The organism is Pseudoxanthomonas sp. F37, assembly GCF_022965755.1.
Taxonomy (GTDB): domain Bacteria; phylum Pseudomonadota; class Gammaproteobacteria; order Xanthomonadales; family Xanthomonadaceae; genus Pseudoxanthomonas_A.
On sequence record NZ_CP095187.1, the window covers coordinates 488,630 to 512,841 of the forward strand.

Here is a 24,212-nt window from a genome sequence, read left to right on the forward strand (position 1 = left end):
GGGAAACAGGGCCGGTGCGCGGAGCAGCCGGCCCGGCGTGGGCGCGGTGGTCAGGCGTCGGTGGCTTCGGCCTGGCGACCGGGTACGGGCAGACCGCTGCCCGCCAGGCGTCCCAGCAGCTGTGCCGCGATCGGGCTTTCGCCCACGATGCCCTCCAGCGCCTTGCCCAGCGAGACGCCCTTGGTCAGCGCGTTGAACACGCCGCCATCGCCGCCGATCAGTTCTATGTTGGCGCTCTTCAGTGCGCTGCCCAGGATCTCGGCGTTCTCGCGCGAGATCGCCTTGCCTGCATCGATCGACGCCAGCAGCTGGCGCAGCTGCGTTTCCAGCAGCATGCGGAACTCTTCGTGGCTGCGCGCGTCCGGGCTCATCTTGCCCATCGCGTCGAACTTGGAGGTCAGGCCCTCGGCTTCGGCGGACATCTTCTTCGCGATATTGCTGGCTTCGGCATCGCCCATGGCCTGGGTGGCGCTGGCGTTGGCCTGGCCCAGCTTCTGCGCGCCTTCGGCCTCGGCCGTCAGGCGTTCGTTCAGCACGCGCGCGTCGGCGTTGCCCTGCTTGTAGGTGGCGTCGGCCTTGGCTTCCAGCACGCGGGCCTCGGCCAGCCCGGTCTTCTCCATCGCCACCGCATTGGCTTCCTGCACTTGGGCCTGCGCCAGACCGGGCGCGGCGCTTTCGGCGCGCACGCCGTCGGCCAGCACGCGCTTGGCTTCGGCCTGCTTGCCGGCGGCCTGCAGTTCCGCCTCGGCCAGCACGGTCATCTCGACCGCACGGTGGCGCGCGGCCTGTTCCGCGGCCTCCGCCGCCTTCACGTCCTTGACCAGCGTCTCCTGTGCAGCGGCCTCGGCGGCCAGCACGGTCACCTGCTTGGCGCGGTCGGCCTCGGCCACCTCGCGGGTTTCCTTGATCTTCTCTTCCGCAACCGCGACCGTCTGTTCAATCTGGGTGCGCTCGCGCACCACATTCGCCACCTCCATGCGGCCCTGCTCAACCACCTTGTCGCGATCGACCTGCTGCAACTGCACTTCCTTCTCGGTGTTGACCCGCTCCAACTGCTCGGCGCGGGCCACGCGCTCGAGTTCGATCGCCACGGCGCGGCGGCGGTTCTGCTCGGCGACTTCCACCTGTCGCAGCTGCTCCTGTTCGCGGATCTTGATCTGCTCTTCGGTCTCCAGGCGGGCACGCTCGGACACCTGGCGCTGCTCCTCTATCACCTTGGCGGTTTCGGCGGCTTCCCGCGCCCGCACGGTCTCGACCTCGCGCTGCTGGCGCGCCTCGGCCTCGGCCTGCTGGCGCTCCAGGGCGAGCATGGCTTCCCGGGCCTCGGTGTTCTTCTTGGTGATCGCCAGCTTCTCGTTCTGTTCCAGTTCGTTGGTCTGCACGTTCTGGCGCGCGGTCAGCTCGGTGATCTTGCGGATGCCTTCGGCATCCAGGATGTTGCTGGGGTCGAGCAGATGCTTCGGCGTCTGCTCCAGGTAGTCGATGGCGACGTCTTCCAGCACGTAGCCGTTGAGGTCCTGGCCGATGACGGCGACGATCTCGTCACGGAACTCCTGGCGCTTGTCGAACAGCTCGGTGAAGTCGAATTTCTTGCCCACGGTCTTCAACGCCTCGGAGAACTTGGCGTTGAAGAGTTCGTCGACGGCGTGCTTGTCCGACGCCCGGTCGGCGCCGATCGCCTTGGCCACGCGCAGCACGTCGCCGGGGGTCTCGTTGACGCGCAGGTAGAAGGCCACCGCGATGTCGGCGCGCATGTTGTCCTTGCAGACCAGGCCCTCCTTGCCGCGGCGGTCGACCTGCAGGGTGATCAGGCTGATCTTCATCAGCTCGGCCTTGTACAGCACCGGGATGATCAGCGCTCCGGTGAAATGCACCTTGGGCTGCGAGCTCATGTCGTTGACGATGAGGGCGGTGCCCTGTTCGACCTTCTTGTAGAAGGCCTTGAAGATGCCGATGAAGCCCAGTCCCAGCACCAGCAGGACGCCGAGGCCGATGACGAAGGGAAGAATCGATGCAGTGCTCATTGCGGAACTCCTTGTAGACGGCGCGGGTGCTTACTGCTGGTGGAAGGCGGCTTCGGACATGATGCGGTAGGTATTGTCGGCCTGCAGATGCTCGATCAGAACGACGCGGTCGCCGCGCGAGAAGCGCTCGCCGGGCAGCGCGCGTACCTGCAGGATCAGCCCGGCGCCGCCATCGTCGAAGTGGGCGCGTCCGCTGGCGGCATCCGCATGTGGCGAGATTACCGATCCTGCGCGACCCAGTACGGAAGGCGGCAAAGGCGGGCGCAGGCGCGCGATCACCGCGGCCAGCGGGCGCAGCAGCAGCGACGTCACGATCGCCCCGGGCAACAACGCGGCGACCAGCGTGATGGCGCCAGCGACCCAACGGAGGCCGTCAGGCATGTGCTGCAGCAGTAGCAGGTGGACGAAGTAGGTGGCCAGCCAGCCGAAGAATGCCAGCACGGTGAGCACCAGCATCATCGGCACGCCGGACAGGCCAAGCTTCGCCAGCATGCCCGCGACCACGCTGGGTTCGGCGGTGTCGCCGTCGGTAGTCAGCCAGCCGTCCACGGCGTCGATATCCACCATGCCGGTGGCGGCCAGCAGCCAGTACACGGTACAGAACGCCAGCAGAACGCTGTAAAGCAGCGTGGGGAAGGTCAGCGCGGTGTTCAGGAACTCGGTCATCGTGGCTCCCCAGGTTCAGCGCTTGCGCGCGGACGACGTGATTCGCTTGCGGGCGCGGTCGAGTACGGCCTGTGCCGGGTCGGCGTCGCTCTTTCTGCTCTTTCCCTTGCCCGGTATGCCGGTGCCGCCGGCACGCGCGGGCGCGCGACGCGATTTCATGCGTGCGGCCGAGGCAAATGCAGGCTCCGGGTACAGCGCCTCGCCGGGCTGGCGTCTGGCCACGGTGGCTTGCGCACGCTGCAGGCTGTTGGATGCGCGCAGGATGTCCAGCTGATGCTTGAGTCGCCGCAGCCTCCCCTCAAGCTGTTCGACTACGTGCGCGAACTGGCGCTCATGCGTGGCCAGAGCCTGTCCTTCCTCCATCCGCTGGCTGCGCTCGGCCTGCAGGCGCACCACATCCTCTGCCGCCGATCGCGCCTGCGTGGCGCGGCCCTGCCGCAGCGCGGCCTCCACGCTGGCTTCGGTTTCGCCGATGCGCGTGGTGAGCGCGGCCTGGTGCTGTTCATTGGCGACGCGCCGCGCCTTGGCCCCCGCATGCTCGCCGCGCGCGCCGTGCAGGGCGTCGTCGATGGCGCGGATCTCCTGGTCCAGTAGGCGCTCGGCGCGGTCGCCCAGAATCGCGCCGGTCAGGCCCTCCATGCCTTCCTGGATGCGCCTGAAGAGCGTCTTCAGCGTATCGGGCATCAGGCCTTCCTCCGCGTGGCGGTCCGCAGGAAGGGGCGATAGGCCTCGGTGGCGCTGATGACGTTTTCGGCCAGCGTCTCGATCTCGAACATGACATTGGCCAGGCTTGAGTGCGTATCGAGCGCGCCGAACATCGTGTAGCCGGCGACGCCGCCGATCCGTTGCAGACCGATGGTGGAGAGCGGCAGCAGTACATGGGTGCTGAGCACGTGCGCGTTGAAGGCGGCCACGTCCAGCACATCGTCCACTGGCCACAGGTAGGCCTCCACCAGGATCTGTTCGCCGCCGACGGCGAGGAACACGGACAGGTCGCCGTATTCGTGCATGACCAGATGCAGACTGGGCTCTGCACCCTCGATGGTTTCCAGGCTGATCAGTCCGTCCCGCACGGTGCTGGCCTGCAGGAGGGCGTGGCGGATGGCCGCGATGGTCCAGCCGGCATCGGCAGGTTGGGTCGGCAGGTAGGGAATACCCGCGTCGCGTTCGGCCTCGCGCATCGACTTCTCGATGGCGGCCAGTTCTTCGGCGTATTCGGGCCTTATCCAGACGTCCTTCTTCACCAGTCCCTGCTCGCGCATACGTTCGCGGTAATGGCGGACGTGCAGCGTGGAGGCCTTGATCGCGGGAAGGGTGGCTGTCATGAAATGAAACCTATCGCTTACATGTAATGGCTGTCAAGCCGTGCTGCGGCGGAAGCTGTCGTCATGACGTGCCGGTGACGCTTGTCTCCTGCCTGTAACACGCCGCCGGCAGAATGCTCTCCGCAACGAGGCATCTCTCTCCTCCCGCGTTGCACCAAAGCCCGGTTCCTGCCGGGCTTTGTGCTTTCCGGGCGGCGCCGTGCCCGTGGCATGCTTCCGCCATGAGGACCGCCCCATGCCGTTCCGCACCTTGTTGCCGCTTCTGATGGTCATCGCGTCTCACGCCACGGCCGCCGCCGACGAGGCGCCGCCGCCACCCGTCGTGATCGCGCACCGGGGCGCGAGCGCGGTGCTGCCGGAGCACACGCTGGCGGCGTATGCGCGCGCCATCGAGGACGGCGCGGACTACATCGAGCCGGACCTGGTCGCCACCCGCGACGGCGTGCTGGTCGCGCGGCACGAGAACGAGATCGGCGGCACCACCGATGTCGCGCAGCGGCCGGAATTCGCCGCCCGCAAGCGCCGGCAGGTGATCGACGGGGAGACGTTCGAGGGCTGGTTCAGCGAAGACTTCACCCTGGCCGATCTGAAGACGCTGCGCGCACGCGAACGGTTGCCCGACCTGCGCGGCACGGTGCACGACGGTCGATATCAGATCGCGACGCTGGATGAGATCATCGCGTTGGCGGCGCAACACGCTGCACGTACCGGCCGCAGCATCGGCCTGATCCCCGAGATCAAGCATCCCAGCCACTTCCAGCGCATCGGTCTGCCGATGGAGGAGCGCCTGCTGGAAACGCTGGCCGCCCACGCCTACACGCGCGAGGCACCAGTGGTGATCCAGTCGTTCGAACAGGCCAACCTGCGCGCGCTGCGCGGGCGTCTCGGCGCAGCGCAACGGAACATCCGCCTGCTGCAGTTGCTCGGCGCGCCGGACGGGCGGCCTGGCGATGCGCTGGCGGCAGGAAAGCCGACGCGCTATGCCGACCTGATGACGCCCGCAGGGCTGCGCGAGATCGCCGGCTATGCGGACATCATCGGGCCATGGACACGCCTGCTGATCCCGGTGACACAGAGCGGCGCACTGGGGACACCGACGCCCCTGATGGCGGGCGCGCGCATGGCAGGCCTGCAGGTGTGGCCGTACACCTTCCGGCCGGAGAACCACTTCCTGCCCCCCACGTTGCGCGAAGGCGACGATCCGCGCACGCGCAGCGAGGCGGGAGCCCTTGCCGAGATCCGCGCCTATCTGGCGCTGGGGATCGGCGGCTTCTTCACCGACGATCCGGCGCTGGGGCGGCGCGCGGTGGACGAGCGCTGAGCCGGGTCCGGGTCAGGCCCGGCCGAACACCAGGCTGGCGTTGGTGCCGCCGAAACCGAAGCTGTTGGACATCACCGTGTCCAGCGTCGCCTCGCGGCTGGCCTGCACGATGGGGAAACCCGCCGCGCCTTCGTCCAGCGTCTCGATGTTCGCCGAGCCCGCGATGAAGCCATCGCGCATCATCAGCAGGCAGTAGATGGCCTCGTGCACGCTGGCCGCGCCCAGGGAGTGGCCCGACAGCGCCTTGGTCGATGAGATGGGCGGCAGCGCATCGCCGAGCGCGGTGCGGATGGCGTCGAGTTCGATGATGTCGCCCAGCGGGGTGGAGGTGCCGTGGGTGTTGAGGTAGTCCAAGGGCCGGGAGACGCCTTCCAGTGCCATCCGCATGCAGCGCACCGCGCCTTCGCCGGAAGGCGCCACCATGTCGGCGCCATCGGAGGTCACGCCGTAGCCCAGCAACTCGGCATGGATGCGCGCCCCGCGCTTCACCGCGTGATCGTAATCTTCCAGCACCAGCATGCCGCCGCCGCCGGCGATGACGAAGCCGTCGCGGTCCGCATCGTACGGGCGCGAGGCGCGGGTGGGATCGTCGTTGCGCTTGCTGGACAGCGCGCCCATGGCGTCGAACATCATCGTCAGCGCCCAGTGCAGTTCTTCACCGCCGCCGGCGAACATGATGTCCTGGCGGCCGGCGCGGATCATGTCCGCCGCCGCCCCGATGCAGTGCGCGGAGGTCGCGCAGGCGGCGGAGATCGAATAGCTCACCCCCTTGATCCTGAACGCCGTCGCCAGCGTCGCCGACACCGTCGAGCACATCGTGCGCGGCACCATGTACGGCCCCACCTTGCGGATGCCGCGCGAGCGCAACAGGTCGGCGGCTTCGATCTGCCATTCCGCCGAGCCGCCACCGGAGCCGGCGATCAGGCCGGTACGCGGCTGGCTGACCAGCGCATCGTCCAGGCCGGCGTCGGCGATCGCATCGCGCAGCGCGATGTAGGCGAACGCGGCGGCATCGCCCATGAAGCGCTTCTGCTTGCGGTCGATCTGCGCGTCCAGGTCGATCTCCGGCGCGCCGCCCACCTGGCTGCGGAAGCCGAGTTCGGCGTACTGCGGGATGTGGCGGATGCCCGAGCGGCTTTCGCGCAGGGCGGAAGACACGGTATCCGCGTCGTTGCCCAGGCAGGAGGTGATGCCCAGGCCGGTGATGGCGACACGGCGCATGATCAGAAGCTCTCCGTCGAGGTGAACAGGCCTACGCGCAGGTCGCGCGCGGTGTAGATCTCGCGGCCGTCCACGAGCATGCGGCCATCGGCCACCGCCAGCACCAGCTTGCGGTTGACCACGCGGCTGATGTCGATCTCGTAACTGACCCGCTTGGCGGTGGGCAGCACCTGGCCGGTGAACTTCACTTCACCGGAGCCGAGCGCGCGGCCGCGGCCGGGCGCGCCGATCCAGGTCAGGAAGAAGCCGGTCAGCTGCCACATCGCGTCCAGGCCCAGGCAGCCGGGCATCACCGGATCTCCGATGAAGTGGCACTTGAAGAACCACAGGTCCGGATGGATATCCAGCTCCGCGCGCACCATGCCCTTGCCGTGCGCACCGCCGTCCTGGCGGATCTGCGTGATGCGGTCGAACATCAGCATCGGGTCGTTGGGCAGGCGGCCGCTGTCGGGGCCGAAGAGTTCACCGCGCGCGCTGGCCAGCAGCTGTTCGCGGGAGAAGGAGGCGGGGGCATTCATTGCGGGGTCCGTTCTGCGAAGCGCAAATAATGCACACATGTGCATACACTTGTCTTGATGCAGATCAACGCGGGTTTTTCCATACGCCGGCGTACCATCGCTGCGACCCAATTGCGGCAAGGGTTTGGCGTGGCCTGTCCGCATCCGCACGCGCATGCGCATGGGCCCGCCAAGCCTCCATGCGATCGCGTACGGCGGCCGATATCATCGCGTGATGCGCAAGATCATCCACATCGACATGGACGCCTTCTACGCGTCGGTGGAGCAGCGCGACGATCCGTCGCTGCGGGGACGGCCGGTAGTGGTGGCCTGGCGTGGCGAGCGCTCGGTGGTGTGCGCGGCGTCCTATGAGGCCCGTGTCTTCGGCGTGCGCTCGGCGATGCCGGCCGTGCGCGCGGAGCGGCTGTGTCCGCAGGCGGTGTTCGTGCCGCCGGACTTCGCGCGCTACAAGGCGGTGTCGCGGCAGGTGCGCGAGATCTTCCTGCGGCATACGGATCTGGTGGAACCGCTGTCGCTGGACGAGGCCTATCTGGACGTCACCGCATCGAAGTCCGGCCTGCCGACCGCCACGGCGGTGGCCGAAACGATCCGTGCGCAGATCCGCGAGGAGACGCAGTTGACCGCCTCGGCCGGCGTGGCGCCGAACAAGTTCCTGGCCAAGATCGCATCGGACTGGCGCAAGCCCGATGGGCAATTCGTGCTGCGTCCGCACCAGGTGGAGGCCTTCCTGACGCCCTTGCCGGTGGAGCGCATTCCGGGCGTGGGCAAGGTGATGCAGGGCAGGTTGAATGCGGCCGGCATCCACACCGTCGGCGACCTGCGCGGCTTCCAGCAGCGCGATCTGGAACAGCGCTTCGGCAGCTTCGGTGGCAGCCTGTACCGGCGCGCGCGCGGCATCGACGAGCGCCCGGTGGAGCCGGACCAGCCGGTGCAGTCCATCTCGTCGGAGGACACCTTCGCCACCGACCTGCCGCTGTCCGAACTGGAGCCGCACATCATCCGCATCGCGGAAAAAGCATGGCAGGCCAGCCGCAAGACCGAGCGCGTGGGCCGCACCGTGGTGCTGAAGCTGAAGACCGCGCAGTTCCGCATCCTGACCCGCAGCTTCACGCCGGAAGCGCCGCCGGCCTCGGCCCAGGAGTTCATCGACATCGCGCTGGCCCTGCGCGAGCGCGTGGACCTGCCGGCCTGGACCCGCTACCGGCTGGTGGGGGTGGGGCTGTCGGGCTTCCGCGACCGCGACGAGGTGGCGGCGCAGCCGGGGCTGTTCGACGGGCCGGAGCTGGCTGCCGGTTGAACGGAGCAGGGGGCGGGGGTTGGAATAGACACACTCAAGATATATCTTGAGTGTGTCTGAATAATCCTATGGAATCGCCATGTCTCCTCTGACCTCTCCCCATGGCCGTGGCGGACGCCACGGCCATCCCGGCTACGGCCATCCCGGCGCGGAAGGCGAGGGCCCCGCCCGCGGCCGTCGTGGCCGCATGTTCGACCAGGGACAGCTGAAGCTGCTGGTCCTGCATGTTCTGGACGCCCAGCCCAGCCACGGCTATGAAGTGATCCGGGCGATCGCCGACCTTGCCGGTGGCGATTACAGTCCCAGCCCCGGCACGGTGTACCCCACCCTGACCTGGCTGGAGGACATGGGCCTGGCCGAGGCGCTCGCCCAGGACGGTGGGCGCCGCCAGTACCGCATCACTTCCGAGGGACGCGTGCAACTGCAGTCGCGGCGCGAGCACCTCGATGCGTTGTTGCTGCGCCTGCGCGAAGGGCGCCGGCATGCGCTCGCGCGGCGCGCGCCCGAGATCGAGCGCGCCATGGAAAACCTGAAGACCGCGCTGCGCCTGCGCTTCACCGACGGCACGCCCGATGCCGAGGCGCTGCACCGCATTGCCGCCGTCATCGACCACGCAGCCGTGGAGATCGGGCGCGATGCGGGCGGCAGCGCGCGCGCGGCCGCGGAGCAACTGCCATGAAGCAGCATCGCTATCGCGTCACCCTCGAACACCTGGCCGACGCCAAAGGCGCACCGTCCACCTACGACGCACCGCTGCGCTTCGAGGTGGGCAACCACGACGACGTGTTCGCCATCGTCGAACGCATGCGCACGCGCGCGGACCTGGCGCCCGAGGCCGCCACCGCCCTGGCCGTCGGCCTGAAGCTCTTCAGCGAAGTCATGCTCGAGAACCGGGGTCATCCCTTGTTCGCCGAGTTCGCCCCGCACTTCCGCGACTTCATGAAGACGCTCAAGCAAGGCCCCGCGGCGCCCGCCGCGAACGCCTGAAAAAAAGCCCGGCGATGCCGGGCTTCTTTGTCGTGCGCCGACGCCGCCTCACTCGGCAGGCTGGTAGCGCAGGCTCAGGCCGTAGGTGCGGCCGGCCTGGTTGTACCAGGCGACGGTCTCGTAGTCGCGGTCGAACACGTTGCCTACCTTTGCCTGCAGGGTCCATGCGGGTGCGATCGCGTATTCCAGACGCAGGTCCAGCGTGCTGTAGCCGCCCAGCCGGTCGGTATTGGCCAGGTTGTCGTAGCGCTCGCCCGCGGCGTTGAACGTCACCCCGGTGCGGAAGTCGCCGAATGCCCGATCCACGTCGATGCGCGCCGTGTTGCGCGGACGGCGCGCCAGCAGGTTGTCGTGGTTGATGCCCGCCGAGCGGTTGCGCGGATCGGTATGGCTCAGCTGGGTGGTGATGTCGAAACCGGCCAAGGTGAAGTCGACGGTGAACTCGGCGCCGCGGATGCGCGCCTCGTCGATGTTGTTGGGCAGGAAGATCGCCGCGTCGTAGGAAATCAGCTGGTCCACCTTGTTCTGGTAGACGTTGAAGGTCCAGTTCCAGTCGTCCCCGTACTGCGCGATGCCGAGGTTGACGCTCTCGGATTCTTCCGGCTTCAGGCTCGGATTGCCGAAGAACGGGTAGTACAGGTCGTTGAAGCTCGGCGCCTTGAAGCCGGTGGCCACGCTGGCGGTCAGCTTCAGTCCATTGCCGAAGCCGAACCCGTAGCCCAGGCTGCCGGTGGTGTGGTTGCCGAACTGCTCGTTGTCGTCGTTGCGGACGCTGGCCTGCAGCTGGTGCGCGCCGAAGCGGCCCTGGTATTCGACGAAGCCGGCCAGGTTGTCGCGCTGGGTGACGTCGAACAGCGTGTCGCTTTCCACCCTGTCGTCCTGCCAGTCGATGCCGGCGGTCAGCAGTTGGCTGGCGGCGACCAGGAAGTCGCCCTGTGCCGAGGCCACGTAACGGCGGGTCTGGAAATAGCCGGACTGCACGTGGTCGTGGAAGTCGTCGGACTTGTCGTCGTTGCGGCCCAGGCTGAGCAGCAGGTTGAGCTTCTCGCTGGGCGCATAGCGCAGCTTGGTGCCCAGCACCTGCTGCACGGTCTCGGAGCGGTTGGTGTAGCTGCCGTCGAACTCGCTCTTGCCGTCGGCGCGCAGCGCATTGGCCTCCAGCGTCAACGTGTCGGTGAACGCGTAACCGCCGCGCAGGTTGGCCGAGGTGTTGCGGTAGCCGTCGCGGTCGGGTTCGTCGGTGAAGCAGCCGGCGCCGAAATCGAACGGGATGCTGGGATCCGGGCCGCGCCCACGGCAGGCGTTGAAGCCATCCGTGCGCGTGTACGCCACATCGGCGCCGAACCAGCCGCGCCCGATGCCCCCGCCGATACCGGCGCTGGCTTCGCGGGTGCTGTCGCTGCCCACGCCGATGCGGAAGTTCGGCCGTACCTTGCCGGTGTTGCGGCGGGTGAACACCTGGATCACGCCGCCGATGGCTTCCGATCCCCACAGGCTCGAGCGCGGGCCGCGCACGATCTCGACGCGGTCGATCTGGTCGATCGGCAGGTCCTGCAGCGCCGGCAGGCCGGCGGTCGCCGAGCCCATGCGCACGCCGTCCACCAGTACCAGCACGTGGTCGGATTCGGCGCCGCGCAGGTTGAGCGTGGTGATCTTGCCGGCGCCGCCCTGGTTGGCGATCGAGATGCCCGCGCGGCCCTGCAGCAGTTCGCCCAGCGAGCGCGCCTGGCTGCGCTGGATCGCGTCGCGGCCGATCACCTGCGCGGGCACCAGGCTGTCTTCGACGGCGACCTCGGTACGCGTGCCGGAGACGACGACTTCGTCAAGATCGGTGGCCTGCTGTGCCTGCACCGCGAACGGCAGTGCCATCGCGACCGCGAGGGCCAACAGGGAAGGGGAGGAAAAGGTACGGCTCTGCATCGGAACTGCTCCATCGCGCGCGCCGCGCGCATTGTTCGGCGTGGAGTCGCGATGGAAAGGAATGCGGAGCGGACAGCGCAGGCGAAGCGGCGCGGCACGCCGCGACGCCCTCCGCATCGCAACCAGTGGACTTCCAGGCCGGTCTCCGGGCTTGCGAGCGAGTGCAGGGCACTCCGCCGGGGCGCCTTCCCATGCGTCCTGGACGCACAGTGGCCGATGCCGCGGCTTTCTTCGCCTACCGTTGCGGGGGCAGCGCCGGAATGACGCCGCGAGGCGGTTCACCGGCTTCCCGTTTCAACCCGGCACGAGGCGCGGGTCACCTGAAAGCGCGCGCAGTATACGCGGGACGAAGCGCTTCGCGCGCGCAGACGTGTCCATGCCGGAGATCTTTTGCAGGCGCGGGCCCTGCCCGCGAAGCCTGCCGGAGAATCCTCTGTAGGAGCGGGCCATGCCCGCGATATCCGCCGGGAGATCTCTTGTAGGAGCGGGCTATGCCCGCGATATCCGCCGGGAGATCTTTTGTAGGAGCGGGCCATGCCCGCGATGCTTTCCCCCGAAATGCCCCGTTGCAGAAGCGAGCCGTCTCGCGTCGGTTCCAGCCGGGTGCAGCGCGAAGGGCATCGCGCCCATGTACCCCGTTGGAGCACGAAGGGCGCTCCCACAGGCGGGAGCGGGCCCTGCCCGCGATGTCCGCGGGAAGATCTTTTGTAGGAGCGGGCCATGCCCGCGATGCTTTCAGTCGGGCGCAGCGCGAGGGGTATCGCGCCATGTACCCCGTTGGGGCACGAAGGGCGCTCCTACAGGCAGGAGCGGGCCATGCCTGCGATGTCCGCCGGGATCAGTCGTCGCCGCGCGAGTCGAACAGGTTCAGCGAAGGGCCCGCGTCCTCTTCCTGCTCGGTGTGGGTGGTGGTCACCGGTCCGGCCGCCGGGCGGCCACGCGGTGGGGGCAGCAGCGCGGCGGCGGCATCGTAGGCCACCAGCAGTTCGCCGCGACGGGCCTCAGGCAGCTGCTGCCAATGGCAGTCCAGCAGGGCGCCTTCCAGCGCATAGAGCAGATTCAGGCTGGGACGGAACCCCGCCCGCTTGACCCGGATGAAGGCTTCCACCGCGCCCACCGACTCCAGATCCTCCTGCGTGCGCAGGCCGACCTGGCGGAGCCAGGCGGCGGACTTGGGGCCGATGTTGCGCAGCTTGGTGCCTGTCATGTCAACGAATCCAGAAAAATGGCGGCGATGCGTTCCATGCCCGCCTGGTCGTCGGCATCGAAGCGCGCCAGGCGCGGGCTGTCGAGGTCGAGCACGCCGACCAGGTCATCCCCCTTCACCAGCGGGACCACCAGTTCCGAGCGCGATGCGGAATCGCAGGCGATGTGGCCGGGGAAGGCGTCCACGTCGTCCACGCGCTGGGTCTGGCGGGTGCGTGCGGCGGCTCCGCAGACCCCCTTGTCCAACGGGATCCGCACGCAGGCTGGTAAGCCTTGGAACGGACCGACCACCAATTCCCGGCCATCGAAGAAGTAGAAGCCCACCCAGTTGAAGTCGGGCAGGGCGTGGTAGATCAGCGCGGCAAGGTTGGCGGCATTGGCAATCCGGTCCGGTTCGCCGGCCAACAGGGCGCGGGCCTGCTCGGCCAGCTGTGCGTATTGTTCCGGCTTGCTGCCGGTGAGCGTCTGGTGGGCGAATGACATGCCATCGATTCTACTCCGCGCGTCCGGCGACGGCCCGCTATCATTCCTCGCATGAGCACACAGGATCCACGGGGCGCGACCGCGGCGCGCGACGGCACCGAAACCGACCCGGAAGCGTGATGGAGCGGGCACTGGACAGGCTGTTCGTCACCGGGACGGACACCGGGGTGGGCAAGACCGTGGCCAGCGCGGCGCTGCTGCATGCATTCCGCGCGCGCGGAATGCGCGCCGTGGGCATGAAACCGGTCGCCAGCGGCTGCGAGCGAACCCCCGAAGGCTGGCGCAACGAGGACGCGCTGGCCCTGCAGGCCGCCAGCGATCCGCTGCCGCCCTACGACGACGTCAATCCCTACGCGCTGCCCGCACCGCTGGCGCCGGAGATCGCCGCGCGCGATGCCGGCGTGGACGTGCAACTGGGCGCCCTGGTGTCCGCCTTCGAGCGCCTGCATCCGCTGGCCGACATGGTGCTGGTGGAAGGCGTCGGCGGCTGGGCCGCACCGCTGACCGCCACCCTCGACCAGCGCCACCTGGTGCAGGAACTGCGGCTGCCGGTGGTGCTGGTGGTGGGCATGCGGCTGGGCTGCATCAACCATGCGCGGCTCAGCGCGCGCGCCATCCAGGAAGACGGCGCACGCCTGGTGGGCTGGATCGCCAACGAGGTGGACGCTGCCATGCAACGCCGCGACGAGAACTTCGCGCTGCTTTGCGCGCGCATGCCCGTGCCCTGTTGGGGGCGCTTGCCGCATGCGCCGGACATCGACGGCAGGCAGCTGGGCCGGCACATCGCGATTCCGCTGTAACAGGGCCTCCAGGCCCGACAGCCGCCACGGACCCTCGGGGAGGGTGCTGCGCGCAACAAAAAACCCGGCAGCGTGAGCTGCCGGGTCGGGTGTGCGCGGAGGGAGGGGAGGGCCGCGCAGTAACCGGTAGAAGCGGGCTTACTTGGCCTTCGCGGCCTTGGTCGCCTTGGCCACCGAGGCCTGGACGCTGTCGGTCGCGCTCTCGAACTGGCTCTTCACCAGCTGGCCGAAGGCTTCGCCGGTCTTCAGGCTCAGGCCGAACACTTCCTGGCTGGCGGCGACGACGCGCTCGGCGTTGTCCTTGGCCACCTGCAGGCCCTTCGGCCACAGGTTCTTGTAACCGTCGAGGTCGCGGGTCTCGGCCAGCTCGCCGAAGAAGGCGGTGGTGGCGTCGATGTTCTTCTCGAACGTCTTCAGCTGCACGCCGAACACGGTCTCGGCGCTTTCCAGGGCCAGACGGTTGGCGCGCGAGGCGGCCGCAGCGAACTGGTGCGTGAACTGGCTGAAGCTTTCGTTGAATTGCGCGTTCATGGCGTGCTCCTGAAAGGGGAATCCCGTTTGTTGCGTCGCAGCATAGACGTGCCCATGTTGCAATGCAATAACCGCCGTATGGAAATCCGACGAACGGTCAGGAGCCGTTACAAATCAAACGCTTGTAACAGGTGGTATGAAACCGGTTACATCCTCTCAGGGACCGGTATAGCGGCAACCCGAGGTGCAGGTTTCGTGCACCACGATGGCGCTCAGCAACGGCAGCAACGGCTTGGCCTGGTCCCAGATCCACTTCGCCAGCTGCTCGCTGGTCGGGTTTTCCAGGCCGGGGATGTCGTTGAGGTAATGGTGGTCCAGCCGCTCGTAGATGGGCTTGAAGGCCGCCTTCACGTCGGCGAAGTCCATCACCCAGCCGGCCTGCGGATCGACAGGACCGGACAGGTGCAGTTCGATGCGGAACGAATGCCCGTGCAGGCGCGCGCACTTGTGGCCTTCCGGCACGTGCGGCAGGCGGTGGGCGGCTTCGACGGTGAAGACCTTGAAGATGTCCATGCGGCGGTTCCTGGAACGGGGAGGCGCGCGGCACCTGCACAGGTGCCGCGCGCACGGTACAGCTTAGCGGGCCGGGCGCGACTGGCCCTGGCGGGGCCCGCCGGAGCGGCCGCCGTCACGGCGCTGGCCGGTGTGCTTCTTCGGCCCGGCGTGCGCATGCCGCGGCGCGTCGCCGTGCGGACGGCGTGCGTGCTTCTGCGGACCGTTGCGGCGCGGGGTGCGCTCGCCGCCCGGCAGCTCGGCCTTGCCCGGCGCGCTGTTGCCCCAGCGGATCGGCGTCTGCGGCTCGAAGCCGGGCACGTCGCGCAGGTCCATGTCGCGGTTGAGCAGGCGGACGATGGCGCGCAGGTACTTGGCTTCGTCCTGCGCCACCAGCGAGATCGCCTGGCCGGTCGAGCCGTTGCGGCCGGTGCGGCCGATGCGGTGCACGTAGTCCTCGGCCACCATCGGCAGGTCGAAGTTGATCACCTGCGGCAACTGGTCGATGTCGATGCCGCGCGCGGCGATGTCGGTGGCGACCAGCACGTTGATGCGGCCGGCCTTGAAGTCGCTGAGCGCGCGCTGGCGGGCGCCCTGCGACTTGTTGCCGTGGATCGCCGCGGTCTTGATGCCGCTCTTCTCCAGGAACGTCGCCAGCTTGTCGCTGCCGTGCTTGGTGCGGGCGAACACCAGCGTCTGCAGGCGGCTGTCCTGCGCCAGCAGGTGCAGCAGCAGGTCGCGCTTGCGGCTGCCGTCCACCGGGTGCACGCGGTGGGTGATGGTCTCGGCCACGGTGTTGCGCGGGGTCACCTGGATCTGTTTCGGATCGCGCATGAACTCCAGCGCCAGCTCGCGGATCGGGTCGGCGAAGGTGGCCGAGAACAGCATGGTCTGGCGGTTCTGGCGCGGCAGCTTGGCCAGGATGCGCTTGATCGACGGCAGGAAGCCCATGTCGAGCATGCGGTCGGCTTCGTCCAGCACCAGGATCTCGATGCCCGACAGGTCCACGCTGCGGCGCTCGAGGTGGTCGATCAGGCGGCCCGGGCAGGCGATCACCAGGTCCACGCCACGGCGCAGCGCGTCCAGCTGGTTGCCCATGCCGACGCCGCCATAGATGGTGGTGCTGGGAATGCGCAGGTACTTGCCGTAGCCGCGCAGGCTGTCGTGCACCTGCACGGCCAGTTCGCGGGTGGGGGTCAATACCAGCGCGCGCGGCCTGCGCGGGGCGCCGCGCTGCACTTCCTGCGGGGTGGTGGCCAGGTACTGGATCAGCGGCAGGCCGAACGCGGCGGTCTTGCCGGTGCCGGTCTGCGCGCCGGCCAGCAGGTCGTGGCCTTCCAGGGCCAGCGGAATGGCCTGTTCCTGGATGGGGGTGGGCTGGGTGTAGCCCTGTTCGTCCAGCGCGCGCAGCAGGGCGGGCGCAAGGCCAAGGGTTTCAAACGTCATGGGTGAGGCTCCAATGGCGGCCGACCGGACGCGCGCGCCGCGCCACACGGGGATGTGGCGGCGCATGCACGCGGGATGCGGGACTGGCCGTGACTCGAAGCGTTCCCTGAAACCGCGCTGCGAGAAGGGGTGCGGCGGCGCCAAAACGGCGCGACCGAGCTTGCGCAACGAAAGAAGTCGGAGCGGGGCGGGCGCGGGAAGCCAGAGCGGATTCCCGGCGCCGGCGGACCATCGGGGAAACGAACGGCCGCAGGCAAGCGGCGGGCACTTTAACCGAATCCGGGCCTGAATGGGGGAACGGCGCCTGAAAGCCCCCGGTCCGCGACCGATTGTCGCAGCCGGTAATTATGTGACGCGGGGGCGTATCATGGCCGCCGAAGACCCACGTAGCCGACCGCCATGAGCCTTCGCATCCTCCGCCAGAACGACGCCCCGGTGCCCGCCGTGCCCGGCGATGGCGTGGTGTGCCAGGTCGCGCGCGGCTGCAGTGGCTGCCTGGTCCGGCACCTGGCCGTGTGCGCCGCCCTGCCGGTGGAGAAGGCGCATGCGATGGAATCGCTGGCCGACGACGTCCGCCTGGTGGCCGGGGAGCCGCTGGTGCGCGAAGGCGAAGCCCGGCGCGGCGTATTCACCGTGACCAAGGGCGCGCTGCGCCGCATCCGCCTGCTGCCCGACGGGCGCCGCCTGGTGGCCGGCTTCCTGATGCCGGGCGACTTCATCGGTTTCTCGGGCACCTCGCACTACAAGCACACCATCGAAGCCATCACCGACAGCACCCTGTGCGAGTTCTCGATGGCCGACATGCGCGGCCTGTGCCACGACCACCCGCAACTGGAGCGCGAACTGCTGGAACGCGCCTGCGTGGAACTGGACGCCACCCGTGGCAACCTGATGGCGCTGGCCCGCCTGAATCCGATGGAGCGGCTGGCCGGCTTCCTGGTGGACATGGCGCAGCGCCGCCGCCGCCAGGGCCAGGACGATACCGAAGTCATCCTGCCGATGACGCGCACCGACATCGCCGACTACCTGGGCCTGACCGTGGAAACGGTCAGCCGCAGCTTCACCCGCCTGCGCCAGGAAGGCAGCATCGCTACCGACGACCCGCACCACGTGCGCCTGCTCAACCGCAAGCGCCTGGACGCCTTGGCCGAAGCGCGGGCCTGAGGCTCCGCTTTCTGTGGAGCGACGTGAGTCGCGACCGCAGGCTTGGACAGCACGGATGGGTGATCGGAAAGCGCCGCCTCCGTCGAGTTTTTTCACCAGATGGCGCGCGAGTGCTTCATTGCTACGGTCGCGACTTACGTTGCTCCTGCAAGGAGCGGGGCGCTCATTCTTTGATCAGCTTCCCGTCCCGCAACCGATAGCGCGTGTCCACCACGCCATCCGGCAGCGCCGCGTGGCTGATGATCAGCACGCTGCGCCCCCGGGTTACCGCCGCCAGGTCGCGCATCAGCGCATCGGCGGTATCCTGGTCCAGGCCTTCGGTCGGTTCGTCCAGCAGCAACAGCGGCGCATCGCGCAGCAGGGCGCGCGCCAGCGCCAGGCGGCGCGCCTGGCCGGCCGACAATGTGGCCCCGTTCTCGCCGACCCAGGTGTCCAGGCCGGAATCGCGGAAGCGCGCATCCAGCTTCACCTGCGCCAGTGCCTGCCACAGGCGCGCGTCGTCGGCATGGGGATCGCCCAGCCGCAGGTTCTCGCGCACGCTGCCGGAGAACACCGGCGCGTCCTGCGGCAGCCAGGCGATGCGGGCGTGCCACGGTGCCGCATCCAGTGTGCGCAGGTCGTCGCCGGCGAAAGACACCCGGCCGGACTGCGGTGCGCGCAGTCCCAGTACGAGCGCCAGCAGCGACGACTTGCCCTCGCCGCTGTCGCCGGCCACCAGCACGCGTTCGCCGGGCGCGATGCGCAGCTGGGCGCCGTCGAGCACGCGCCGCGCCGTGCCCGGCCAGGCGAACACGATGTCCTGCAGTTCCAGCGCGCCGCCGGGCGCCGGCAGCCGCGTGCCGGCGGCACCGCCCGCCGCCGACGGTGCATCCACCACCTGCTGCAGCCGCTGCGCCGCCACCGTGGCCGCGCGCCAGGCCTGCCACGCGGGCCCGATGGCGGAGCAGGCTTCCAGCACCGCGAGCGTCATGAAGAACAGGCCACCGGCCGCCGCGGCGCCGATGCGTCCGGCATGCACGGCGGCCAGCAGCACCCACAGCATCGTCGGCAGCGTGAACGCGGCCACCAGCGCCTGGGCGAGCGTCGCCAGGGCGAGCCGCTGCTTGCGCCGCTCCTCCCAGCGCGCGACCTCGCGGCTGCGTGCGTCCAGCGCGGCCAGCCAGGCCGCGGTCGCATCCATCGCCACCAGGTCCGGCTGGCCTTCGATGCCTTCCTGCACGGTGGCGCGCAGGCGGGTGCGGGCCTCCGCACGCTCGCTTTCGAGAGCGGCGACGCTGCGTGCCGCCAGCCAGGGCGCCAGCGCGGCGATCGATGCCAGCGCCACCAGCAGCACGCTGCCGGCCAGCGGCAGCACGGTCATCGTCACCGCCGTCGCGAGCAGGCCCAGCGACAGCAGCGCGAGCAGCGGCCCGATGGCGCGCACCAGCAGGCCGTCGATCGCCTCGATGTCCGCCATCAGCCGCGCCATCAGTTCGCCGACCCGGAACCGGCCCAGCCCCAGCGGTGCCAGCGGCAGCGCCCGCGCGAAGAACCAGGCGCGCAGGTCGCGCGCGATGCGCAGGGTCACGTCGTGGCCCAGCAGTTTCTCGCCGTAGCGCGACAGGATGCGCACGAAGGTCAGGGCGCGGATGCCCGCCGAAGGCCCGAAGAAGTTGAAGCCGGCCGCGGCGCTGCCGGCCAGGGCCGCCGCGGTGAGGAAGTGTCCGGACAGCCCCAGCAGTGCGGTGCCCGCCAGCAGGGTGGACAGCAGCAAGCCGACCGACAGGACGATGCGCAGGCGGTGGCGCGCCAGCACCTCGCGCAGCGGGGTGTCGTCGCTGTCGCGGTGTGCCTTCATCGTCCGTCCCCCGGCATGGACAGGCGGCCGCCCTGGAGCCGCCAGGTCTGCGCCATCGCCGCCTGTGCGGCCGGGCTGTGGGTCGCCATCAGCACGCTGCGGCCGCGCGCGAACGTCAGGATCGCCCGCAGCACCGCCGCTTCGGTGTCGGGGTCGAGAAAGGCGGTGGGCTCGTCGAGCAGCAGCAGGTCGGGGTCGCGCAGGAACACGCGCGCCAGCGCCACCCGGCGCGCCTCGCCGCCGGACAGCCCCAGGCCGCGTTCGCCGATCACCGTGTCCAGGCCTTCGGGCAGGCGGGATGCGAAGCGCAGCACCTGCGCGGCCTCGGCCGCCTGTTGCAGTAGCGCATCGCTGGCGTCGGGTTTGGCCATGCGCAGGTTGTCGCGCAGGCTGCCGGCGAACAGGAACGGGCGCTGCGGCGCATAGCCCACGCGCAGGCCGGGCGCGCGCTGCAGGGTGCCCGCGTGGACCGGCAGCCAGCCGGCCAACGCTTCCAGCAGCGTGCTCTTGCCGTCGCCGCTGGCGCCGACCAGCGCCACATGCTGGCCGCGATGCAGGTCCAGCGTGATGCCGGACAGTACATCGCGCGTGGCGGCGGGATGGCGCAGCGCGGCATCGCGCACGCGGACGAGCGGCGCTGCGGCTGTGGGGGGTGTTCCCATGCCGGCGTCGTTCGACATGGCGGGTGGCGCTGCGTCCAGCACCAGCGCGATCTCGTCCATCGCCGCCAGTGCCGCGGCGCGCTCGTGGTAGTGCGTTGCCAGGCGCCGCAGCGGCGCGTAGAACTCCGGCGCCAGCAGCAGGCAGAACACGCCCATGCCCAGGGTCAGCGGCGCCGCACGCAGGTCGAGCATGCCCAGGTAGGTCAGGCCCAGGTAGAGCGCGATCATCGCCACGCTGAGCGAGGCGAAGAATTCCAGCACCGCCGACGACAGGAAGGCGATGCGCAGCACGCGCAGGCTGCGCACGCGCAGTTCCTCGGCCGCCGCGCGGATGCCGTGCAGATCCGATGCCCCGCGCCCGTACAGGCGGATCAGCCCCAGCCCGCGCAGGCGGTCGGCGAAATGCCCGCCCATGCGCGTGAGCGCCTGCAGCTGGCGCTGGCTGGCGGCCTGCGCGCCCCAGCCGACCAGCATCATGAAGACCGGCACCAGCGGCAGGGTCAGCAGCAGCACCAGGCCGACGGTACGGTCCACCCAGAACACCGCCGGCAGGATCGCCAACGGCACGCCCACCACTTCCGCCCGCAGGGGCACGAAACCGCCGAAATAGCCTTCCAGCGCGTCCACGTGCGCGCCCATGCGTTCGGCCAGCGCGCCGCTCTGCTGCGTGCGCACCCAGACCGGCCCGCGGGCGACCAGACCACGCGCGATGCGCGCGCGCACGTCGATGCGGATGCGTTCCACGGCGCGGTCGGCGAGCCGGCGGCCCGCCCATGCCAGGCCTGCGCGCAGCAGCAGGGTCGCCAGCAGCGCGCCGAGCAGCGGCAGCAGCGCGGCGGGCGGGGCGGCCTCTACGAACGCGCGCTGCAGGCACAGTGCGATCAGCGCCGCCTGCGGCAACACCAGCACACCGCCAGCCACGCCCAGCGCACCGGCAGCGCGCAGGGGTGCGCGCGCGACCGCACCCAATGCCTGCAGGCGCGCCTTCGCCGTGGTCCCGGCGGGCGCGTCCGTCACGCTTCCGCTCACGTCGGCAGCGGCTGGCATCCCAGCGCCGCCAGCACGCCATGCAGCGCGGGATGCTGCATCAGCCACGGCGAGGCGATCGTCAGCAGCCCGGCCGCCAGCACGAACACCGCGGCGGCGCGCCGCACCGACGTGCGCTGCCAGTGCCGGCCCAGGCGCGCGCCGGACCAGGTCAGGGTCACCATCATCGGCAGCGTGCCCAGGCCGAACATCGCCATCGTCAGCGCGGCATCGCGTGCATTGGCCTGCAACCAGGCCACCGTCAGCAGGCTCAGGCTCAGGCCGCACGGCAGCCAGCCCCACAGCGCGCCGGCCATCAGCCGCCGTGGCACGGTATCGGCCGGCAGCACGCGCGCATGCAGCGGACGCAGCACCTGCCACACCTTCGCCCCGGGACGGGCCAGGAAGTCCAGCCGGCCGCGCTGGTCGAGCAGGCGCAGCGCCAGCACCACCAGCGCCAAGCCCACGCCCACGCGCATGGCGAGCACGGCGTTCTGGTGCCGCGCCAGCGACAGCAGGCCGCCACCGAAGGCGCCCACCAGCGCGCCCGCCAGCGCGTAGCCGGCCACGCGTCCGAGATTGAGCTGCAGCGCGCTGCCCCAGCCCGGGCGGGACGACATGGCGGAAAAGCCGGTGGCAATCCCGCCGCACATCACGGCGCAGTGCGTGCTGCCCACCAGGCCGGCCAGCAGCGCGGCCAGCAGCACCGGAACATCAGGCCCCATCGTCGCCTTCGCGGAGCGCGGGCGCGGGCGGCGTGGACGGGCGCGGCGGTGCGTCGTCCAGGATGTCCAGCGCCGGGGTGTCCAGGTCGTCGAACTGGCCCTTGCGCACCGCCCACGCGAACGCGGCGATGGCCAGGCCCAGCAGGATCAGGCTGATCGGCAACAGCATCAGCAGGATGTTCATGCCGCCATCTCCGTGGAGGTGCGCGCCAGCCGCAGCGCATTGAGGGTGACCACCAGCGAGGATACCGCCATGCCCAGCGCCGCGATCCACGGCGTGACCATGCCCGCCGCCGCCAGCGGTACCGCCAGCAGGTTGTAGCCGGCCGACCAGGCCAGGTTCTGCTTCACCAGCCGGCGCGACAGCCGCGCCACGCGCACGGCGTCGGCGATGCGCAGCAGCGAGGGGCCGGTGGCGACCAGGTCCGCCGCCTGCTGCGCCAGCGGCGCGCCTTCGCCCATCGCGATGGACACGTCGGCGCCCGCCAGCACCGGCGCATCGTTCAGGCCATCGCCGACCATGGCGACGATGCGGCCTTCGGCCTGCAACCGGCGCACGGCCGCCAGCTTGTCCTCCGGCGACTGCCGGGCGTGCGCGGACGCGATGCCCAGCGCATGCGCGAGCCGGCGGACCGCGCCCTCGCCATCGCCACTGGCCAAGTGGATGGCCAGCCCCTGGCCGCGCAGCGCCGCGATCGTCGCGGCGGCGTCGTCGCGCGGCCTCTCGGTCAGGGTGAAGCGGGCCACGCCCCGCGCGCCGTCGCCCAGCCACAGGGTGCCGTCGTCCTCGCGCCCGGCCGCCCAGTCGCCGCGTCCGAAGCGCCAGTGGCGCCCGTCGATGTCGCCTTCCACGCCCAGGCCCGGCCGTGCCACCACGGCCTGCGCCGGGGCATGCGGGGCGATGTCGGCGAATGCCGCGGCGATGGGATGGCCGCTGTCCTTTTCCAGCGCGGCGACGATGCCGCTGGCGGCGTCCGCATCCAGGCCGTCGAACACCTCCACCGCGACGCAGGCAGGCCGGCCGTCGCTGAGCGTGCCGGTCTTGTCGAACACCACGTCGGTCGCGCGCGCCAGCGTGTCCAGCGCCTCGGGCCGCGTGGCCAGCACGCCGCAGCGCGCCAGCGCGCCATGCGCGGCGGCGAGCACCGCCGGTACCGACAGCGACAGCGCGCAGGGGCAGCTGATCACCAGCAACGCGAGCGTCACTTCGAACGCGCGCTCGGGCTGGTACATCCGCCAGCCGGCGTAGACGCAGGCGGCCAGCACCAGCAGCGACAGCACGAAGTGGCGGCCCACGCGGTCGGCCAGCTGCGCCATCGGCGGGCGGTGGCCCTGCGCGCGGTCGACCAGTTCGGCCAGCTGCGACAGCCGCGTGCCGGTACCGGTGGCGGTGACGCGCACGCGGGCCGGACGTTCGCGGCAGGTCGTGCCGGCGTAGACGGTGTCGCCGGCGTGGCGGCGCACGGGCCGGGATTCGCCGGTCAGCAGCGCTTCCTCGAAATCGGCCGCGCCGTCCAGCAGCACGCCGTCGGCCGGCACGCCTTCGCCGGCGGACACGCAGACCACGTCGTCCACCCGCAGCGCGGACGGCGGCACCGACTCGCGCGTGCCGTCGTCGCCCTCGCGGATCGCGAACACCGGCTGCGCACGCGCCAGCGCGTCCACCTGCGCGGTGGCCACGTTGCGCGCGCGCTGTTCCAGCATGCGCGCCGCCAGCAGCAGGAACACGAACATCACCGCCGCGTCGTACCAGACATGGGTGCCGCCGCGGATCGTCTCGACCAGGCTGGCGAAGTAGGCCAGCAGGGTGGAGCCGGCGATCAGCGTGTCCATGCCCACGTGGCGCGCGCGCAGTTCGCGCGCCATGCCGGCCAGGAAGGGCCAGCCGCTGTAGAACACCACCGGCGTACTGACCAGGAAGGTCAGCCAGCGGAACATGTCGCGCGTGGGCACCGGCATGGTGGCATCGACGTCCAGGTACAGCGCCTCGGCCAGCATCATCGCCTGCAGCGACCCCAGCCCGGCCACGCCCAGGCGCAGCAGCCAGCGGCGGCGATCGGAAAGCCGCTTCTGTTCGCGCGCATCGCCGGTGGCGAGGTAGGGCCGGTAGCCCAGCATCGCCAGCCGCTGCAACAGGGCCGACAGCTTGGTGCGCGCGGGATCCCACGCGATGCGGATGCGGCCGGTGACGGCGTTGGCGGTGGTGTCGAGCACGCCGGTCTCGCGGGCGAGGGCGCGGTCGATCAGCCAGGCGCAGGCGGCGCAGCGCATGCCGTCGGTGAGCAGCACGATCTCGCGTCCGCCTTCGACGGCGCGGCTGTGCTGGTCCAGCAGTTCGCTGCGGTCCCAGCTTTCCAGGTCCAGGCGGTCGGCCTGCACGCGGTTGGCGTTGGCGCTGCGCAGCCGGTAGTAGCTGCCCAGGTCCGCCTCCTCGATCCAGGCCGCGGCCGCGGCGCAGCCGCTGCAGCAGAACGCGCGCCCGCCGGCGTCGACGCGGTGGGCGGCATCGGCGACCGGCTCACCGCAGTGGTGGCAAGGCACCACGGGCATGTCCATGCCGG

Annotated in this window: 23 protein-coding genes and 1 riboswitch; of the genes, 6 read left to right on the forward strand and 17 right to left on the reverse strand. The window is 70.1% G+C overall.

What is annotated here, in order from left to right:
* Nucleotides 1-50: 50 nt before the first annotated feature.
* From MUU77_RS02170 to MUU77_RS02185, 4 genes are read right to left on the reverse strand one after another with little or no spacing between them, the layout of a single operon-like run.
* Nucleotides 51-2,024 (reverse strand): hypothetical protein, encoded by a 1,974-nt coding sequence (locus MUU77_RS02170; protein ID WP_245091106.1) that lies wholly within the window; start codon nucleotides 2,022-2,024, stop codon nucleotides 51-53.
* A 30-nt stretch (nucleotides 2,025-2,054) separates the two neighbouring features.
* Entirely contained in the window at nucleotides 2,055-2,690 is a 636-nt protein-coding gene (locus MUU77_RS02175; RefSeq protein ID WP_245091107.1) for a hypothetical protein, read from the reverse strand.
* Between the two features lie 15 nt (nucleotides 2,691-2,705).
* Complete coding sequence (locus MUU77_RS02180) at nucleotides 2,706-3,374, reverse strand: PspA/IM30 family protein (protein WP_245091108.1); 669 nt, start codon at nucleotides 3,372-3,374, stop codon at nucleotides 2,706-2,708.
* Nucleotides 3,374-4,015: a DUF2170 family protein gene (locus MUU77_RS02185; protein ID WP_245091114.1), complete on the reverse strand. Its 642-nt coding sequence runs from the start codon at nucleotides 4,013-4,015 to the stop codon at nucleotides 3,374-3,376. The genes MUU77_RS02180 and MUU77_RS02185 overlap by 1 nt, the downstream gene beginning before the upstream one ends.
* Before the next feature lie 235 nt (nucleotides 4,016-4,250).
* On the opposite strand from MUU77_RS02185, the gene MUU77_RS02190 reads away from it, so the two are divergent.
* Complete coding sequence (locus tag MUU77_RS02190; protein ID WP_245091116.1) at nucleotides 4,251-5,336, forward strand: glycerophosphodiester phosphodiesterase; 1,086 nt, start codon at nucleotides 4,251-4,253, stop codon at nucleotides 5,334-5,336.
* Nucleotides 5,337-5,348: 12 nt separating this feature from the next.
* Here MUU77_RS02190 and fabB read toward each other — a convergent pair whose 3' ends face one another.
* Together fabB and fabA are read right to left on the reverse strand one after the other, a co-directional pair.
* Complete coding sequence (fabB, locus tag MUU77_RS02195) at nucleotides 5,349-6,557, reverse strand: beta-ketoacyl-ACP synthase I (protein WP_245091118.1); 1,209 nt, start codon at nucleotides 6,555-6,557, stop codon at nucleotides 5,349-5,351.
* A gap of 2 nt (nucleotides 6,558-6,559) precedes the next feature.
* Nucleotides 6,560-7,075 carry a 3-hydroxyacyl-[acyl-carrier-protein] dehydratase FabA gene (gene fabA / locus MUU77_RS02200; RefSeq protein WP_245091120.1) on the reverse strand — a complete coding sequence of 172 codons (516 nt, stop codon included), beginning with the start codon at nucleotides 7,073-7,075 and terminating at the stop codon, nucleotides 6,560-6,562.
* Between the two features lie 214 nt (nucleotides 7,076-7,289).
* Here fabA and dinB point away from each other — a divergent pair, with 214 nt between their 5' ends.
* The 3 genes from dinB to MUU77_RS02215 all read left to right on the forward strand — a co-directional run bounded on the left by dinB (nucleotide 7,290) and on the right by MUU77_RS02215 (nucleotide 9,359).
* Nucleotides 7,290-8,372, forward strand: coding sequence for a DNA polymerase IV (dinB, locus tag MUU77_RS02205; protein ID WP_245091122.1), 1,083 nt, complete (start codon nucleotides 7,290-7,292; stop codon nucleotides 8,370-8,372).
* Nucleotides 8,373-8,451: 79 nt separating this feature from the next.
* Nucleotides 8,452-9,051, forward strand: coding sequence for a PadR family transcriptional regulator (locus MUU77_RS02210; protein ID WP_245091124.1), 600 nt, complete (start codon nucleotides 8,452-8,454; stop codon nucleotides 9,049-9,051).
* Nucleotides 9,048-9,359, forward strand: a complete 312-nt coding sequence (locus MUU77_RS02215) for a DUF3861 domain-containing protein (protein WP_245091126.1) — start codon at nucleotides 9,048-9,050, stop codon at nucleotides 9,357-9,359. The genes MUU77_RS02210 and MUU77_RS02215 overlap by 4 nt, the downstream gene beginning before the upstream one ends.
* A 48-nt stretch (nucleotides 9,360-9,407) precedes the next feature.
* Here the strand turns inward: MUU77_RS02215 and btuB are convergent, their stop codons facing one another.
* The 3 genes from btuB to MUU77_RS02230 form a co-directional block, all read right to left on the reverse strand.
* Complete coding sequence (gene btuB / locus MUU77_RS02220; protein ID WP_245091128.1) at nucleotides 9,408-11,279, reverse strand: TonB-dependent vitamin B12 receptor; 1,872 nt, start codon at nucleotides 11,277-11,279, stop codon at nucleotides 9,408-9,410.
* Between the two features lie 118 nt (nucleotides 11,280-11,397).
* Nucleotides 11,398-11,618: riboswitch (cobalamin riboswitch) on the reverse strand.
* Nucleotides 11,619-12,117: 499 nt separating this feature from the next.
* Nucleotides 12,118-12,486 (reverse strand): TfoX/Sxy family protein, encoded by a 369-nt coding sequence (locus tag MUU77_RS02225; RefSeq protein ID WP_056880820.1) that lies wholly within the window; start codon nucleotides 12,484-12,486, stop codon nucleotides 12,118-12,120.
* On the reverse strand, nucleotides 12,483-12,968 hold the full coding sequence (locus MUU77_RS02230) for a GAF domain-containing protein (RefSeq protein WP_245091130.1): 486 nt from the start codon (nucleotides 12,966-12,968) through the stop codon (nucleotides 12,483-12,485). The genes MUU77_RS02225 and MUU77_RS02230 overlap by 4 nt, the downstream gene beginning before the upstream one ends.
* A 119-nt stretch (nucleotides 12,969-13,087) precedes the next feature.
* On the opposite strand from MUU77_RS02230, the gene bioD reads away from it, so the two are divergent.
* Nucleotides 13,088-13,768 (forward strand): dethiobiotin synthase, encoded by a 681-nt coding sequence (gene bioD / locus MUU77_RS02235; RefSeq protein WP_245091132.1) that lies wholly within the window; start codon nucleotides 13,088-13,090, stop codon nucleotides 13,766-13,768.
* Nucleotides 13,769-13,906: 138 nt separating this feature from the next.
* On the opposite strand, the gene MUU77_RS02240 is transcribed toward bioD, so the two are convergent.
* The 3 genes from MUU77_RS02240 to MUU77_RS02250 form a co-directional block, all read right to left on the reverse strand.
* Entirely contained in the window at nucleotides 13,907-14,299 is a 393-nt protein-coding gene (locus MUU77_RS02240; RefSeq protein ID WP_162108250.1) for a phasin family protein, read from the reverse strand.
* A 156-nt stretch (nucleotides 14,300-14,455) separates the two neighbouring features.
* The gene (queD, locus tag MUU77_RS02245) at nucleotides 14,456-14,812 is read right to left on the reverse strand and encodes a 6-carboxytetrahydropterin synthase QueD (RefSeq protein ID WP_185894382.1); all 357 of its coding nucleotides are present in this window, start codon (nucleotides 14,810-14,812) and stop codon (nucleotides 14,456-14,458) included.
* A 63-nt stretch (nucleotides 14,813-14,875) separates the two neighbouring features.
* A complete protein-coding gene (locus MUU77_RS02250) occupies nucleotides 14,876-16,237 on the reverse strand; it encodes a DEAD/DEAH box helicase (RefSeq protein WP_345779058.1) in 1,362 nt (453 codons plus the stop codon).
* Between the two features lie 399 nt (nucleotides 16,238-16,636).
* Here MUU77_RS02250 and MUU77_RS02255 point away from each other — a divergent pair, with 399 nt between their 5' ends.
* Nucleotides 16,637-17,401 carry a Crp/Fnr family transcriptional regulator gene (locus tag MUU77_RS02255; RefSeq protein WP_245091134.1) on the forward strand — a complete coding sequence of 255 codons (765 nt, stop codon included), beginning with the start codon at nucleotides 16,637-16,639 and terminating at the stop codon, nucleotides 17,399-17,401.
* A gap of 163 nt (nucleotides 17,402-17,564) precedes the next feature.
* Here MUU77_RS02255 and cydC read toward each other — a convergent pair whose 3' ends face one another.
* From cydC to MUU77_RS02280, 5 genes are read right to left on the reverse strand one after another with little or no spacing between them, the layout of a single operon-like run.
* Nucleotides 17,565-19,238 (reverse strand): thiol reductant ABC exporter subunit CydC, encoded by a 1,674-nt coding sequence (gene cydC, locus MUU77_RS02260; protein WP_245091136.1) that lies wholly within the window; start codon nucleotides 19,236-19,238, stop codon nucleotides 17,565-17,567.
* Nucleotides 19,235-20,869, reverse strand: coding sequence for a thiol reductant ABC exporter subunit CydD (gene cydD, locus MUU77_RS02265; RefSeq protein ID WP_245094156.1), 1,635 nt, complete (start codon nucleotides 20,867-20,869; stop codon nucleotides 19,235-19,237). The genes cydC and cydD overlap by 4 nt, the downstream gene beginning before the upstream one ends.
* Before the next feature lie 56 nt (nucleotides 20,870-20,925).
* Nucleotides 20,926-21,651 carry a sulfite exporter TauE/SafE family protein gene (locus MUU77_RS02270; protein WP_185894379.1) on the reverse strand — a complete coding sequence of 242 codons (726 nt, stop codon included), beginning with the start codon at nucleotides 21,649-21,651 and terminating at the stop codon, nucleotides 20,926-20,928.
* On the reverse strand, nucleotides 21,641-21,835 hold the full coding sequence (gene ccoS, locus MUU77_RS02275; protein WP_245091138.1) for a cbb3-type cytochrome oxidase assembly protein CcoS: 195 nt from the start codon (nucleotides 21,833-21,835) through the stop codon (nucleotides 21,641-21,643). The genes MUU77_RS02270 and ccoS overlap by 11 nt, the downstream gene beginning before the upstream one ends.
* Nucleotides 21,832-24,207, reverse strand: a complete 2,376-nt coding sequence (locus MUU77_RS02280) for a heavy metal translocating P-type ATPase (RefSeq protein WP_245091140.1) — start codon at nucleotides 24,205-24,207, stop codon at nucleotides 21,832-21,834. Before MUU77_RS02280 ends, ccoS begins: the two co-directional genes overlap by 4 nt.
* Between the last annotated feature and the right edge of the window lie 5 nt (nucleotides 24,208-24,212).